14 protein-coding genes and 3 pseudogenes are annotated in these 14,989 nt (G+C 66.7%); 10 read left to right on the forward strand and 7 right to left on the reverse strand.

Going from position 1 to position 14,989, the window contains the following annotated elements:
- Positions 1-8 precede the first annotated feature (8 nt).
- From Q5701_RS09540 to Q5701_RS22850, 4 genes and pseudogenes are all read left to right on the forward strand, one after another.
- Positions 9-782, forward strand: a complete 774-nt coding sequence (locus tag Q5701_RS09540; protein ID WP_306754998.1) for an aspartate/glutamate racemase family protein — start codon at positions 9-11, stop codon at positions 780-782.
- Positions 779-1,555: an aspartate/glutamate racemase family protein gene (locus Q5701_RS09545; protein ID WP_306754999.1), complete on the forward strand. Its 777-nt coding sequence runs from the start codon at positions 779-781 to the stop codon at positions 1,553-1,555. The genes Q5701_RS09540 and Q5701_RS09545 overlap by 4 nt, the downstream gene beginning before the upstream one ends.
- Before the next feature lie 13 nt (positions 1,556-1,568).
- Entirely contained in the window at positions 1,569-1,814 is a 246-nt protein-coding gene (locus tag Q5701_RS09550) for a hypothetical protein (protein WP_306755000.1), read from the forward strand.
- Positions 1,811-1,855: pseudogene (locus Q5701_RS22850) on the forward strand (hypothetical protein); the annotation flags it as partial. The gene Q5701_RS09550 and the pseudogene Q5701_RS22850, both read left to right, overlap by 4 nt.
- 96 nt (positions 1,856-1,951) lie before the next feature.
- Here Q5701_RS22850 and Q5701_RS09555 read toward each other — a convergent pair.
- The 3 genes from Q5701_RS09555 to Q5701_RS09565 all read right to left on the reverse strand — a co-directional run bounded on the left by Q5701_RS09555 (position 1,952) and on the right by Q5701_RS09565 (position 3,918).
- On the reverse strand, positions 1,952-2,731 hold the full coding sequence (locus tag Q5701_RS09555) for a GntR family transcriptional regulator (protein ID WP_306755001.1): 780 nt from the start codon (positions 2,729-2,731) through the stop codon (positions 1,952-1,954).
- The gene (locus Q5701_RS09560) at positions 2,728-3,666 is read right to left on the reverse strand and encodes a 3-hydroxyacyl-CoA dehydrogenase NAD-binding domain-containing protein (protein WP_306755002.1); all 939 of its coding nucleotides are present in this window, start codon (positions 3,664-3,666) and stop codon (positions 2,728-2,730) included. The genes Q5701_RS09555 and Q5701_RS09560 overlap by 4 nt, the downstream gene beginning before the upstream one ends.
- Positions 3,667-3,762: 96 nt before the next feature.
- Positions 3,763-3,918 (reverse strand): hypothetical protein, encoded by a 156-nt coding sequence (locus tag Q5701_RS09565; protein WP_306755003.1) that lies wholly within the window; start codon positions 3,916-3,918, stop codon positions 3,763-3,765.
- Between the two features lie 320 nt (positions 3,919-4,238).
- Between Q5701_RS09565 and Q5701_RS09570 the strand changes: the two are divergent.
- Both Q5701_RS09570 and Q5701_RS09575 read left to right on the forward strand, forming a co-directional pair.
- Positions 4,239-4,403 (forward strand): annotated as a pseudogene (locus tag Q5701_RS09570) (IS110 family transposase); the annotation flags it as partial.
- 612 nt (positions 4,404-5,015) lie between these two features.
- Positions 5,016-5,222 (forward strand): annotated as a pseudogene (locus Q5701_RS09575) (phosphoglucosamine mutase); the annotation flags it as partial.
- Positions 5,223-5,291: 69 nt separating this feature from the next.
- Here the strand turns inward: Q5701_RS09575 and Q5701_RS09580 are convergent.
- Positions 5,292-6,419, reverse strand: coding sequence for an FAD-dependent oxidoreductase (locus Q5701_RS09580; RefSeq protein ID WP_306755004.1), 1,128 nt, complete (start codon positions 6,417-6,419; stop codon positions 5,292-5,294).
- A 4-nt stretch (positions 6,420-6,423) separates the two neighbouring features.
- Entirely contained in the window at positions 6,424-6,846 is a 423-nt protein-coding gene (dksA, locus tag Q5701_RS09585; RefSeq protein ID WP_234853705.1) for an RNA polymerase-binding protein DksA, read from the reverse strand.
- Positions 6,847-7,008: 162 nt separating this feature from the next.
- Here dksA and Q5701_RS09590 point away from each other — a divergent pair, with 162 nt between their 5' ends.
- Together Q5701_RS09590 and Q5701_RS09595 are read left to right on the forward strand one after the other, a co-directional pair.
- Positions 7,009-7,848, forward strand: a complete 840-nt coding sequence (locus tag Q5701_RS09590; protein WP_306755005.1) for an AAA family ATPase — start codon at positions 7,009-7,011, stop codon at positions 7,846-7,848.
- A 141-nt stretch (positions 7,849-7,989) separates the two neighbouring features.
- Positions 7,990-9,270 (forward strand): O-acetylhomoserine aminocarboxypropyltransferase/cysteine synthase family protein, encoded by a 1,281-nt coding sequence (locus Q5701_RS09595; protein WP_306755006.1) that lies wholly within the window; start codon positions 7,990-7,992, stop codon positions 9,268-9,270.
- A gap of 29 nt (positions 9,271-9,299) precedes the next feature.
- On the opposite strand, the gene Q5701_RS09600 is transcribed toward Q5701_RS09595, so the two are convergent.
- On the reverse strand, positions 9,300-10,415 hold the full coding sequence (locus tag Q5701_RS09600; protein ID WP_306755007.1) for an SIMPL domain-containing protein: 1,116 nt from the start codon (positions 10,413-10,415) through the stop codon (positions 9,300-9,302).
- Positions 10,416-10,604: 189 nt separating this feature from the next.
- Here Q5701_RS09600 and Q5701_RS09605 point away from each other — a divergent pair, with 189 nt between their 5' ends.
- The gene (locus tag Q5701_RS09605; protein ID WP_306755008.1) at positions 10,605-13,466 is read left to right on the forward strand and encodes a hypothetical protein; all 2,862 of its coding nucleotides are present in this window, start codon (positions 10,605-10,607) and stop codon (positions 13,464-13,466) included.
- A 3-nt stretch (positions 13,467-13,469) separates the two neighbouring features.
- On the opposite strand, the gene Q5701_RS09610 is transcribed toward Q5701_RS09605, so the two are convergent.
- Entirely contained in the window at positions 13,470-14,477 is a 1,008-nt protein-coding gene (locus Q5701_RS09610; RefSeq protein ID WP_306755009.1) for a TraB/GumN family protein, read from the reverse strand.
- A gap of 196 nt (positions 14,478-14,673) precedes the next feature.
- Between Q5701_RS09610 and Q5701_RS09615 the strand changes: the two genes are divergently transcribed.
- A complete protein-coding gene (locus Q5701_RS09615; RefSeq protein WP_234853711.1) occupies positions 14,674-14,961 on the forward strand; it encodes a co-chaperone GroES in 288 nt (95 codons plus the stop codon).
- Positions 14,962-14,989 lie beyond the last annotated feature (28 nt).

Below are 14,989 nucleotides of genomic sequence, written 5' to 3' on the forward strand. Positions count from 1 at the left end.
AGGAAAAGATGAAGAACATCCTGGTGATCGTCCCCTTCCCCATGGGAGACGAGGATCTTGCCCTGCGGCAGGCGCAGATGGGCGCGGTGGACCTGGGTCCGGGGATCAGGTTCGACTATCGCCCCGTGCGCGTCGGACCCGGGAACTACTCCAGCCAGCACGATATGGCGCTTGCCGATTTCTCGATCCTGGATGCGGGGCTGGATGCCCAGCTCGAAGGCTATGACGCGGTCTGCATCGACACCATGTCCGACAGTGGCATGGCGATGCTGCGGTCGGTGCTGGACATCCCGGTCATCGCGCCGGGGCGGCAGTCCATGCTGGTCGCGCAGATGCTGGGCGAGAAATTCTCGATCCTGATAATGTGGGACCGCTGGAAGATGCTTTACACCAAGACGCTGGGCGAGTTGGGGATGGAGCATAAATGCGCCTCCATGCGGTCGATCGGCGTCACGCCCGACAACAAAGCGCTGCTGTCGGGCAAGGAAGATCAGGTCTTTCCCCTGCTGCTGGATGCCGCCCGGCGCTGCATCGACGATGACGGCGCGCAGGTGCTGATCCTGGGATCGACCACCATGCATCAGGCGCATGACTGGTTGGCAAGCCGCCTGGACGTGCCGGTCATCAATCCCGGCCCGCTGACCTACAAGCTGGCCTCGGTCGCGCTTGATCTTGGGCTGACCCATTCTAAGGCCACCTGGCCCGCGCCGCTTTCCCCCAAGCACGACATGATCCGCGCCATCGGCGCCGCCGGGGCCGCCTTCCTGGAGGACCGCCCGTGACCCGCATCCTTGTCATCGTCCCTTTCGCGTTGGATGACGAGGGCATCCGCAACCGAGAGGCGCAGTCGGCCTATGTTACCCTGCCCGCCGACTGGCAGCTGACCTATCGCCCGGTCACCTGCGGGCCGACGTCCTTCATGTCGCCCCATGACTGGGGCTTGATGGATATGGCGATCTTCGAGGCGGGCTGCACCGCCCAAGACGAAGGCTTCGACGCGGTCTGCATCGACACCATGTCGGACAGCGGCATGGTCATGCTGCGGTCGGTCCTCGACATTCCGGTGATCGGCGCGGGCAAGGCGTCCATGCTCTATGCGCTGACACTGGGCGGGCGGTTTTCGATCCTGGCGCAATGGGAACCTGCCCTGCCCCGCTATCGCAAGGCTATCCGCGAATACGGCTTCGACCGGCAATGTGCATCGGTTCGCAGCTTAGACCAGCCGCCCGATTTCGCGAACCTGCTGGGCGGGAAAGAGGATCAGGTCTTTCCCCGGATGCGCGATGTCGCCCTGCGCTGCATCAACGAGGACGGGGCTGAGGTGATCTGCCTGGGGTCCACCACCATGCACCAGGCGGGCGAATACCTGGCCGAACACCTGCCGGTCCCGGTGGTGAACCCCGGCCCCCTGACCTACAAGCTGGTCGAGACCTTCCTGGCGCTTGGCCTGACCCATGGCCGTGCCGCCTATCCCGCGCCTGTCGAGCCGCGTCTGGACATGCTGCGGACGATGATGAAGGCGGGGGCGGAGGCAGAAGCGCAGGCGAAGGGCTGAGGCGGTGGAGGCGGTGCGGATTCTGTCGCTCGCAGCCGCCCGCAGCGATTTCGGCGCCCTGACTGCAGGGGATCAGGCTCTCTGGCGCGACTTCGTCCTCGATACCCTGGCGGTCATGGCTGCAGGGGCGGCGCATCCCTCGGTCAGCGCCGCACGGGGTGCGATGGCGGTTTCAGGATGTGCCGGCCCGGCCTCGGTCATTGGTCATGCACAGGGTGCTGCTGCGGAACGGCTGCCCTTGCCAACGGCATGGCGATGACGGTGCTGCAGCTTCAGGACGGTCATCGCCGCGCCCGGGGCCACCCGATGAGCCATGTCCTGCCTGCGGCCCTGGCCCTTGCCGAGGAAACGAGCGCGGCGACCGCTTGGCCGCGTGCTGCGCCAAGGCTTCGCGCCTCAGCCCGGCTGAGAGCCATCCAGCAGGAAATCCTGGCCCTGTTCGCGTTTCAGCGAGACGCGGTATTCATAACGGTCGGCGCAATACAGGATCTCGGCCGCATAGAAAGGCACCATCTGGTCGTTGAAGAAGAAGCGGTTGACGCGCATCAGCGGCGCGCCGATCGGCACCTGCAGAAGCTCTGCCGCGTATTCGTCGGCCAGTGTCGCGGTCAGCACCTGTTCCACCTGCTCGACCACCGCGCCCTCGCGCTGCACCAGGTCGATCATGTTGGTCGTGGCCAGATCCTGCCGTGTCAGCCCGGCACCCACATCGGGCAGAAGATAGGCCATCGACAGCGAATAGGGCCGCTTGTCCAGGTCGCGCACCCGAACCGACCGGACCAGTTCCGTGGTGGGGGCGATCCCCATCTGCGCGCAGATCCGGGGCGGCGCCTCGCCCCGGTCCAGGCTGACGACCCTTAGCCGCGTGCTTTGGCCCACGGTGTTGAGATAGCTGAACAGCCCGTTGATGTTCGACACCACCGCCCGGTTCAGGGCCGATTTCTGCGCCCGGTCGGTGACAAAGGTGCCGCGCCCGCGCATCCGGGTGATCAGCCCTTCGGCCGACAGCATCTCCATCGCCTTGCGGACGGTGATGCGGCTGACGCCGAAGCTGCCGGACAATTCCGCCTCGCTGGGAACAGGGAGGTTGTCGGGGTAATAGCCATTCACGATCCGCTCTCGCATGACGGCATAGACCCGATGATAAAGGGGCGTCGGAGAATTGGCTTTGGTCATGTCGGCCCCGCCTTTCCCGGCTTCAACGACCGCAAGGCCCGCTGGACCGCGATCAGCCCCGTGTCGCGTTCTGCCTCCAGCGTGGCAATGTCGCGGCCCGCGGCTTCGGACGCGATTCCCTTAACCAGCTTGGCGCAGGTGGCGGCGTCCAGCCGGGGCTGCCCCAGATCCTGCCAACGCCGTTCCTGGCTGGGACCGAGATGGGACAGGTATTGCGCCATTCCCCCTGCCCCGCCCCCCAGGTGATAGGCCATGTGCGCCCCCACTACCGACCACCGCAGGCCGGGGCCATGGACAAGCGCCGCGTCGATCTGGTCCACATCGGCGATGCCTTCGGCGACCATGTTCACCGCCTCTCGCCACAGGGCCGAGGACAGGCGGTTGGCGATATGGCCCACGGCCTCTCGCCGCAGGAAGACCGGGTGGCGGCCCAGGCTGCGATAGAAGGCGGCGGCCGCCTGGATGCGGCCGGGATCGGGGCCAAACAGTTCGACCAGGGGCATCAGGTGGGGCGGATTGAAGGGATGGGCGGTGATCAGCCGCGACGGGTCGGCCATGTCGGCGGAAAGCTCCGACCAGACCAGCGACGATGTGCTGGAGGCAATGGTGATGCCTGCCGGGGCCGCAGCCTCGATCGCGGCATAGATCGCCCGTTTCAGGGATACCTTCTCGGGCACGTTCTCCTGAATCCAAGCCGCGCCCTGAACCGCTTCCTCAAGGCTGCCCGCAAGATGCAATCGCCCCCGTGCCGGAAGGCCGGGGATCAGTTCCGCGACCTGGACGATCGGCCGCGCAACTGCCCTGGGGATTGCACGGCGCAACGTTTCCTCATGCTCGAACAGGGCGACGTCGTGTCCCCAGGCGAGAAACAGCGCCGTCCAACTGATCCCAATCAGCCCGCCGCCGATCACCGCGATTGGGTCACCCTTCCGCACCAATCCTGCCGTTTCCATCAAACACCCCCTGTTTGGCATAACTTCATGCCAATCCGAGGCAGAATTCAATGAATTAAAATCATACTTTTATGATAATCAAGCACTGTCATAAGCCAGTGACGAACTGGCTTCGGGCAGCGGGGGAGCATCAAGGCGGCCGGCCCATTTGCCATCGCCATGCACCTCGGCTGCTGGCCCACCGAGCGGGAACACCTGATGATCGTCGTCGTTGATCGAGGTGACCTTGTTCAAATCTTTGGCGACGCGGTGCCAGACGTCTTTTGCGCTATCTGGGGCCAAGCCAGGACGTGGTGTCAGGCCAGGACGATCACCTTAGCCTGGGATCACCTGATCTCCCACGGCTTTTCGGAAAGCGTTTGACGCGCCGCCGCAACAGGATCCTGATTATAGTCGTTAACGGTGATTGTGGTCCGTCGGCCAGATGCCCACCAGCAACCTTAGATGCGGCCGAGGGCAAAAATTAGTTTAAGGAACCTTCAGTAGCTGTTCTCCGGCGTGTTGCCTCACATAACTTTGCTACCGCTTGCCTCGTTGCAAGTTCGAAGGGGGATATCGCGCAAGATCGTCACAATCTTGATCTGCGCCGGAAGGCTTACACTGCCATCGCAGCCAAGATGGCGCGCACCGTTCACGCCGTGATCAAATCCGGCGAACCCTTCGAAGCGACGAGCTTAGACGGAAAGACCTTTCTCTCAAAGGGCCGTGGAGGCGCATGAGGCGACCTCGTAGGATGTTCGGGCCTTCCGCTTGGGATTTAGGATCTTGTCTTCAGGACAGTGAGGGCGGCAAACTGGTCGGCCCTTTACTCGGTTCATGGAAGAGTCCGCTTCTTGACGGCGAAGCCCGCTTTGCCAATCATCCTCGGGGTATCCGTTCGCCTAGATGCCCTGCGATCTGACGCCTAAAACGGCAAATCCTTTCCGACATAGGACGCTGTCCAGGGCCGGCATGGCAAGCCGGTGGGGACGCGCTCAAGCGCTTCAACAACCAGGGTGCCTTCCAGGACAATGATGGGTGTGGCCTCTGTCCATCCGCTGGCGATATCGGTCAGAGCAGACCATGAACGCAGCTGCCGCAGTTGACCTCCCCGCAATGCGCCACAAGGTCCATTTCCATCCCGCCAGAAGGCGCATGACATGGGTCATCTTCGTCTTCATGACGCCATCCCTCATGGCGAGGGCATCATGCCGTTGACCTGCCCCCCGGAAGTTCCCTCTCCGTGATGTAGAGTCTGCCCAACCTGAGAAGGAGCAGACGACATGAGGAAAAGCCGTTTCACCGATGAGGAGGGACCGTGGCCCCGGTGGGGCCGCGTAAGCCCGACGAACTACGCCGCAGGAGCCGATCCGCTGTCTGCGGCCAAGGTCCGCGCGGTCATCGCCGATGCCGAGGCGCGGCTGGCGGGCACCGGGCGCGTGCTGATCCGCAAGTCGGGGACCGAGCCGCTGATCAGGGTCATGGCCGAGGCCGAGAACGAAACGGTGCTGCGCGAGGTCGTGGACGGGATCGTCGCGGCGGTCGAAAAGGCCGCCTGAAGGCGGCAAGGCCGGGGGTTTCACACCCCCGGACCCCCGTGGGATATTCTTCCAAGGCAAAAAGACCGGTCAGGGCGTTTCCGCAACAGGATCGAAGTCATAGATCCAGTCGAATCGCGACAGGATCGCGTTCGGGGCAATCTTGCCGCCGATGCGCAGTGCAACATGGGCAGCCAGGCGCTTGGGTCCGGTCAGGTGATAGTTGCGCGCATTGTCATTCGCGGCGGCGACGATCCGGGCTGTGCGCGGCCTGCGCAGGTTTTCATATCGGGACAGCGCGGCTGCCTGATCGGGCGTGGCGTCCAGGCAGGCGGCAAGGGTCCAGGCATCCTCGACCGCCATGCAGGCACCCTGGGCCATGAAGGGCAGCGTGGGGTGGGCCGCGTCGCCCAGGATCGCCACGCAGCCATCCTGCCAGCGGGTTGCCACCTTGTGCCGGAACAGCCCCCAGACATGAACCGCATCCACCCGCGCCAGCCAGTCAGGGACAGGGCCGCCGAAGCTGGCAAAGGCCGCACGCACGTTGGCGGGGTCGTCGGGATGGGACCAGCCTTCGTCCTGCCAATCGCGAGTTTCCAGAACCGCCACGATGTTGCGCAGGCCGCCTGCCAGCGGATAGCTGACCAGGTGGCGCCCCGGTCCCATGAAGACCTGCGCCTCGGGGGTGGCATCCTCGTCTGCAATCACGGCGCGCCAGGCGGTCTGGCCGGTAAAGAACGGCACCTCGTGTCCATTGAGGGCGGCGCGGATGCGACTGTGAAGGCCGTCCGCCCCGATCAGGAGGGACGCATCGGGCGGGGTTTCGACGGGGCGGTCCAATTCGATCCGCACACCGGCCATGCGGGCGGCCTGTTCCAGAACCTCGATCAGCCGGGCGCGGTGGACCAGGCGGAACCGGGCCTGCGGGCGGTGGCGGGCCAGATCCAGCCGCACCACCTCGCCGCCGCGGGCATCGCGCAGGCGCACCGCGCAACTGGGAAGCGACACGGCGTCAAGCGCGGGCAGCAGGCCAAGCGCATCCAGCACGCGCAACGCGTTGGGGGACAGTTGCAGGCCCGCGCCCACCTCGGCAATGGCAGGCGCGCGTTCCAGGACGGCAACATCGGCGCCCCGCTGCCGCAGCGCGATGGCTGTCGTCAACCCCGCGACCCCGCCGCCAACGACGGTGACAGGCCGGGAATGCAAGGCCCCGGTCATGGGATCAGTCGTCGCGGTGGACCCGTTCGCGCCGTTCGTGGCGTTCCTGCGCTTCCAGCGTCATAGTGGCGATGGGGCGGGCGTCCAACCGTTTCAGGCTGATCGGTTCGCCCGTCATCTCGCAATAGCCGTATTCGCCGGTCTCGATCCGGCGCAGGGCCGCGTCGATCTTGCTGACCAGCTTGCGCTGGCGGTCGCGGGTGCGCAGTTCGAGGGCACGGTCGGTTTCCTCGGACGCGCGGTCGGCCAGGTCGGGAACGGCGCGGGCGCTGTCCTGCAGACCCTCCAGCGTTTCGGCGGATTGATCCAGCAGTTCCTGCTTCCAGGATTCCAGCTTGCGCCGGAAATATTCAAGCTGCCGGTCGTTCATGAACGGCTCATCCTCGGCGGGACGATAGTCCTGGGGCAGGAAGGTCTGGGCTTTCATAAATCCTCTCCGGCGGCGCCGGGTTGGAACGGAAACCGACACCTTGCGCGCCCCCTTAAAGTATGACGTCCTGCTTGTCACTAGGCGAAACGTTCAAGGTTGAATGACAAGCAACACCATGCGTTGTTCACCCCCAAGTGTTTCACCTGAAAGGAGAGTTTGATGCAGTTTACCGGCACCGACCGATATGTGGCCTCGCCCGACCTGGCAATCGCGGTCAATGCCGCCGTGACGCTGGAACGCCCGCTGCTGGTCAAGGGGGAACCGGGGACGGGCAAGACCGAACTGGCGCGGCAGGTGGCCCAAAGCCTGAACCTGCCGATCATCGAATGGCACGTCAAATCAACCACCAAGGCCCAGCAGGGGTTGTATGAATACGACGCCGTGTCCCGCCTGCGCGACAGCCAGTTGGGCGACGCGCGGGTCCATGACGTTGCCAATTATATCCGCAAGGGCAAGCTGTGGCAGGCCTTCACGGCACCCGGAAAGGTGGTCCTGTTGATCGACGAGATCGACAAGGCCGACATCGAGTTTCCCAATGACCTGCTGCAGGAACTCGACCGGATGGAGTTTCACGTTTACGAGACGGCCGAGACGATCCGGGCCGCGCACAGGCCGGTGGTCATCATCACCTCGAACAACGAAAAGGAACTGCCCGACGCCTTTCTGCGCCGGTGCTTTTTCCATTACATCCGCTTTCCCGATGCCGATACGCTGCGCGCCATCGTCGATGTGCATTATCCCGGACTGAAACGCGGGCTGCTGGATCAGGCGCTGCACCAGTTCTTCGAATTGCGCGAAACGCCGGGGCTGAAGAAGAAACCCTCGACCAGCGAGCTGCTGGACTGGCTGAAGCTGATCCTGGCCGAGGATCTGGCGCCCGAGGATCTGCGGCGCGATCCCCATACGATGCTGCCCCGCCTGCACGGGGCGCTGCTGAAGAACGAACAGGACGTGGCCTTGTTCGAGAAACTGGCCTTCATGGCCCGCCGCCAGCGATAAGGCCCTGGCCCCGGCTGCGGGATCGTCGGCATGACGGCGTGATCATGGGGCGGCACGGCGGGGACAAGCCTGATATTTCCCAATTGAAACCGTGGCGCCGCCGTGACCTTCTGCCCGCAACGCAATGCAGAGGAGAGAAACATGACCCAGGGCTTTGACACCACCGCCATTCACGCAGGCGCGGAACCCGATCCCGCCACGGGCGCGCGGCAGGTGCCGATCTATCAAACCACGTCCTATGTCTTCAGGGACGCCGACCACGCCGCCCGCCTGTTCGGGTTGCAAGAGGTCGGATACATCTATTCCCGCCTGACCAATCCCACGGTCGGCGCATTGCAGAACCGGGTGGCCGCCCTGGAGGGCGGCGCGGGGGCGGTTTGCTGTTCGTCTGGCCATGCGGCGCAGATCATGGCGCTGTTCCCGCTGATGACGCCGGGGCGCAACATCATCGCCTCGACCCGGCTTTACGGCGGCACGGTCACGCAGTTTAGCCACACGATCAAGCGGTTCGGCTGGTCCGCGAAATTCGTCGATTTCGACGACCTCGACGCCCTGCGTGCCGCCATCGACGACGACACGCGGGCGGTGTTCTGCGAATCGATCAGCAATCCCGGCGGCTATGTGACCGACATTCCGGCAGTTGCCGAAATCGCGAAGGCGGCGGGCATCCCGTTGATCGTGGACAACACGCTGGCCACGCCATACCTGTGCAAACCCATCGAGATGGGGGCGACCCTGGTCGTCCACAGCCTGACCAAATACCTGACCGGAAACGGCACCGTCACGGGCGGCGCGGTCGTGGACAGCGGCAGCTTTGACTGGTCGGCATCCGACAAGTTCCCCAGCCTGTCGGCGCCGGAACCCGCCTATCACGGGCTGAAATTCCACGAAACCTTTGGTCCGGCGGCCTTTACCTTTCACAGCATCGCCATCGGCCTGCGCGACCTGGGCATGACGATGAACCCGCAGGGCGCGCATTATACCCTGATGGGGATCGAGACTCTGGGCCTGCGCATGGCCCGCCATGTCGAAAACGCCCAGACTGTCGCCGAGTGGCTGGAAAACGACCCGCGCGTGACGGCCGTGACCTATCCCGGGCTGGAATCCTCGCCCTGGAATGCCACGGCGAAGCGGCTTTACCCGAAGGGGGCGGGAGCGCTGTTCACCTTTTCGGTCAAGGGCGGCTATGACGCGGCCGTCAAGGTCGTGGGCGCGCTGAAACTGTTCAGCCATGTGGCGAACCTGGGCGATGCGCGGTCGCTGGTGATCCACTCGGCATCGACCACGCACCGGCAACTGACTGCCGATCAGCAGCGCGCCGCCGGTGCGGCGCCCGACCTGCTGCGCCTGTCCATCGGGATCGAGGATCCGGCGGACCTGATCGCCGATCTGGATCAGGCCCTGGCCGCGGCGGTCGCATAAGAAAAGGGGGCGCAAGGCCCCCTTTCCTGTCAGTTTGCGGGCGCGGGGGTTTCCGGCGCCTGTCCCATCGGAACCACAGGCTCGCCCGGTTCGGGCGTGCCGGTATCGGTGCCCAGCGGCGGCGGCAGGTCGCCCGGGGGCGGGGCAAGGGGGTCGCTGCCCGGAGCGGCGGCTTCGGGACCGCCCTCGGGCGCCGGAGCCTCGATCCCCGGCACGGGCGGATGGCCCGGGGGCAGACCGCCCTGGTCATGGTCGTGGTCGTGGTCAGGGGCCTGATCGGAACCGGGGCCCTTGCCCTCCCTGCCCTTGGGGTCATGGCCCCCTTCATGATGACCGCCATGGCCGTGGCCCTTGCCACCGGCATGACCGTGCATGCCCTTTCCGCCCATCGCGCCGCAATCCTGACCGGTCAGCGCAAACTGCATCTCGACATTGGCGGTCAGCGCCACTTCGCCCGCCGCGATCGGCACCTTGGCCGAATCCGCCGCCGCGCGCGCCTCCATCATCATCGGGCGCGGGCCTTCCATCATGGGCGTGTCGCGCAGCACCAGGACCGGGCCAAGCGTCAGGTCGGCGGCCTCGGCCAGGATCTCGGCCTTGTGGCGGGCATCGGCAACTGCGGCACGCCGCGCCTCGTCCTCGGTGGCGCTGCTGTCGTCGCGGATAAAGGTGATGCCGTTGATCTCGTTTGCGCCCGCAGCGACGATGGCGTCCAGAACCTCGCCCAGCCGGGCCACGTCCTTGACCCGCACCGTGACCATGTTGCTGGCCTGATAGCCCGTCACCGTGGGCGCGCGACCTTCGGCGTAGTCCATCACCGGGTTCAGGTTCAGCCCCGAGGTCTGGACATCCGCCTGGTCGATCCCCACCCCGGTCAGCGCCTCGATCACCGCAGCCTGCTGGGTGGAGTTCTGGCGCATGGCATCGGCGGCACTGGCCGCCTGCGTGGTCACGCCCAACTGGATCGTCGCCAGGTCGGGGGCCACGCGCGCCTCTCCCTGGCCGGTCACGGTCAGGCGGGACATCCCCGGATGGCACATGGACGAACCGTCCCTGCCAGGCGCGGCTGATGCGGGGACGCCAAGCGCCAGGGCTGTCGATGCCACCAGGGCGGCCCCTGCCAGCCTGCGCGAAACCTGTGTCATGTGATTGTCCTTTTTGCCGAAAATGCCATTGCCCCATCAACACCGGGGCCAGGGGCGAAGTTCAATGCAATTCCGTTCACGCCTGCGCCAGATTCGCTTTCCCCATCGGGCAATTTCCGGTAGATCTGTTTCAACCCCACCAAATCGCGGACCCATAAAACACGCGATCGCAATCGAGCAGTCCATTACATGAACAGACATATTGCGCCGCCCGAATTCGCCATGAGCTTTACGCCCGAGGCGGTCCTGCTGGAACATCGCGACGGGCCTGGCTGGCGCGCCCTGGGTCAGGCTTCCTTCGCTGGCCAGGAAATGACCGCAAGGCTGGCCCAGTTGCGCGACAAGGCGGGAACGGCGCCCAGCCAGCTGGATACGGTTCTGGTCATTCCCGACGACCAAATCCTGTACAGCACCCTGACGGTCCCGATGGGATCGGACACCCCCACGGCCATTGCCCGTGCGTTGGAGGCAATGACCCCCTATGCTGCGGACGAACTGGCCTTTGACTGGTGCCCCGCCGCCAATGGCGACATCGAAACCCTGCGCATCGCTGCCGTCGCCCGCCGCACGCTGGAGGAGGCCGAGGATTTCGCCCGCGCCCAAGGGTTCCGGCCATCGGGCTTCGTGGCCCGGCCCGGTGACGACCGCTTCGACGGCCAGCCTGATTTCGGTCCCAGCCGCCTGGCCGCCGAACGCTTTACCCGCCCGCCCTTCAGCCAGCCGGATCTGGCCCAGGCGCGCGTGACCGACCCGGTGGTGGCGGTTCCTGCCGCCCCGGCGCAGACGCCCGTCGTCGTCAGCCGCATCGTGCCCCATGTGATGGTGCCGCCCGCCCGGGAAGGGGCCGAGCCTGCGGAAGCCGCCGCGCCTATGCCCGCCCCCGGAGTGATCCGCCACAAGGAAATCAAGGCCCCCGTCGCGGTTCCCCGCGCCTTGCCGCCGCGCGCCCAGGCCGTTCACGACCGTGCCCGCGAAGCCCGCGCCCTTGGGGGCGAAGCGACGCAGGAAGCGGCTGCCATGCCGTCGGTCATGGCGCGGCTGCGCGGGCTGGATCCGGGACGGCTGCCCGTCCTGATGGGGATGCTGGTTCTGGGCCTTGTGATCGTGCTGGCCTTTTTCGGCGCGCCATCCGGCGATGCCCCGGAACCCGTGGCCGTGACCGAACCCGTGGCGGCTCGTGCGCCGGTCGAACAGGTGGCGCAGCCTGCGCCGGTCGAAACGCCAGGCGCCCAAACGCAAGCGCCTGTCCAGACCGTGGACCTTCCGCCCTTTGTCGATCCCGCCGCGACAATCCCCGCCCCGGAACCCCGGCAAGCAGAGGCGACGGCAGATCCGCTTGCCGCCCCCCTGCCCCCTGTGGCCCCTGTGGCCCCGGAAACCGCCCCCGTGGCGGCTGTCCCGGCCCCCGCACCTGCCCCTGCCGCTGTCCCGGCCGATCCCGGAACCGCGATTGCGGCCACGCGCCCCCAGCCCGCACCCGCACCCGCACAGCAGCCTGCGGCTCCTGCCGCGCAAGGCGATGACGCCTTGAGCCAGGCGCTGACGCAAGCCATGGCCACACCGCCCGCCGCCGCCCCGCAAACGCCGATCAGCGCCGCGACCATGGGGGACGCGCCTGCGCCCGCTCCGGCCCCGGCCACCGCGACACCCCCTGCGACCGCAGCTGCCCCCGTAGCCGTTCCGGCAACACCAACGGCCCGTGTGGAACCCCCGGCACAGCAACTGGCCAGTTCGGCACGCCCGCCCCGCGTGGCCCCCGTCCGGGCTACGGTGCCCGCCCGGACCGATGCGCGCCCCGTGGTTCCTGCCAGCCCGCCGCCTTTCGCCGAACGCACGCGTCCCGAAGCCGCACGGCTGACCGGATCGCGCCCCCCCGAACGGCCCGCCGCTGCGACGCCCGCGGTAACGCCCGCCACAGCCCCGGCTGCTGCCCCCGCCGCCCCGGCTGCCGACTCCTCTGCCCGCCCGCCTGCGCGACCCCAGCGGCAAAGCCTGATCGAGGAAGGCAGCCGGTCCGAGGACGGCCAGCCCACCCGCCTGACCCGGGCCGAGGAACGCGCGCTGACAGACGTGCTGCGCGACCTGCGCACGGCCCAGGCGGGGGCAAGGGGGCTCAGCGATGCGGAACGCGGCGCGGTGATTCGGCTGGCCGACGCCCGCCCGTCCCGCAAGCCGGTCGCCGTCGGCGGTCCGTCGCAACGGGCGGTGCGCGATGCGGTGGCGGCAGCCGTTGCGGACACGCCCCGCGCGCAATCGGGGCTGGGGCAATCGGCCCGGCCCGCCGCACGACCCGGCGGGACGCGATCCGTGGCCCGCAGCGACCCCAGTCCCGGCAACGCAAGCCTGTCGGGCGGCGCCATAGACCGAGCCGTCGCCGCAGCCGTTTCAGAAAGCTCTCCCTTGCCAGGCGCCGTCGCTTTGACGGCGCTTCGTTCATCTGCGCTTCCGCCGCGCCGCGCGGCGGGCGCGGGGGCCGCTGCGGTGGCTGCCGCCGTTGCCGCCGCACCCCTTTCCCCCACGACCGAGGATCTGCGCGCCGCAGCCCAGGCCCAGTCCCAAGATGCGGCCCTGGCCGAACAGCGCCGCCAGGACGCCGAATTGCAGGCCCAGGCCGAGGCCCGCGCCCGCGCCCATGCCGCAGCCGATGCCCAGGCCGAGGCGCAGGCCCGCGCCCAGGCCGAAGCCCGCGCCCGCGCGCAGGCCGAGGCCGAGGCCCGCGCCGCCGCCGCCCGCCAGCAACGCTATGCCCCGCCCGAGGCCGAGGATGAACCCGAGGTTGCAGCCAACATTCCCGACGGGCGCACATCCACCACGGCGGGCGCGGCCGCCACGGTCAAGGACGGTATCCAGATCAGCCGGACCCAGATCATCGGCACCATCGGCGCGGGCAAGGCCAGCCGTGCGCTTGTGCGGCTGTCGAACGGACGCGTTCTGACGTTGCGGCTTGGCGACAAGATCAACGGCGGCACGATCACCGATATCGGCAACAGCCGCATCACCTTCGTCAAGGGCGGCCAAGCTCAAGCCTTGGCGGTCTTGGGCGGACGCTGAGGCCTAGCCGTCCAGGCGGGTGATCGTCCAGCCGTCCTGTTCCAGCAGATGCAGCACGCCCTGTTCCCCGGGCAGATGCAGCGCGCCGAAACCCGCGACGATGCCCTTGCCCTGGGCAGCGGCATCCTGCGCGCCCTTGGTCAGCGGTCCGATCCAGGCCTGGTTGCGCCGGTCCATCAGCTGTTCCTTGGCCAGCCGCATCTGCTGATCGACCTGGTCGCGTGTCAGACCCGAATTGCGATACGCATCGAAGCGCCCGAATTCCCAGATCGCCCAGACATCACCCGCGAAATAGGCCTTGGTCAGCGTCACCGCATAATCGTCGGCATGGGCTGCTGCGGGAAGAGCCGCGCGGATCATCTCGATTTCCTGCTGGGGCGTGAGATGGCTGAACAGGGTAAAGACCGTATCCCATGGCTCCAAGGCGCGGACGGGGACATCCAGGGCTTCGGCCCGGTTCACAAGGCGGCGGTCCAGACCCTCGACCCCGCCCTTGGCAACCTGCTGCATCATGCAGGGGCTGACCCCCAGCATCATGGCCACATACCAGGGTCGCAGCTTCGACGTGACAACGGCAGGCGTCCCGCGTTCCGCCATGGCCGCCGACAGCAAGGCCCAATCCCGGTCGTCCAGCCGTTCGGGCAGGGTCGGCCCGGTCGGATCGACCATCAGGGTGGGATCGGATGCCAAGGCCTCGGTCAGCTTGCGCTCCTCGGCCGGACCCGCCTCGACAAACAGGGCGGCGGCATCGGCGATCAGCGGTTCCAGGCGGGCGACGATCGCATCGTGACGGGGATCGCCGAAATGATAGGTGCCGACCAGGGTGATGACCTGCCGGTCCTTTGCGGCCTGCCACAAGATGCCCTTGTGATGGGAAACGCCGGCAACCGCCGCGTCGATCTCGGCCCGCTGATCGGCGGGCATGGTATCGAACAGGTTCGTGCCCAGGCATTCCGATGCCGGGGCCGCCGCCGCCCAAAGCGTGAAGATTCCTGCCAAAAACACCCGCATCCGTTGATCCCCCGCCGCCAGCCGCCGCAAGGCTGTCACAGGGGCGGACCGTTGACCAGCCGCCCCGAATACACATTTGGGCGACAGCTCGCCGTTGACAGTTCCGATCTCATGGCCTAGATCACCGCCATTGGCACTCGCTTGCCGTGAGTGCCAACAACGCAACACTGTAACCTGAAACACGGAGTGTTCACATATGGCATTCACACCGCTTCATGACCGCGTTCTGGTCCGCCGCGTCCAGTCGGACGAGAAGACCAAGGGCGGCCTGATCATCCCCGACAGCGCCAAGGAAAAGCCCGCCGAGGGCGAGATCATCTCGACCGGCGAAGGCGCGCGCAAGGATTCGGGCGAACTGATCGCTCCTTCGGTCAAGGCGGGCGACCGGGTGCTGTTCGGCAAATGGTCGGGCACCGAGGTCACGATCGACGGCGAGGAGCTGCTGATCATGAAGGAAAGCGACATCCTGGGCGTCATCGCCTGATCCGCATCCTTCAATCATAAATCTAGGA

This window comes from Paracoccus actinidiae (assembly GCF_030863885.1).
Taxonomy (GTDB): Bacteria; Pseudomonadota; Alphaproteobacteria; order Rhodobacterales; family Rhodobacteraceae; genus Paracoccus; species Paracoccus everestensis.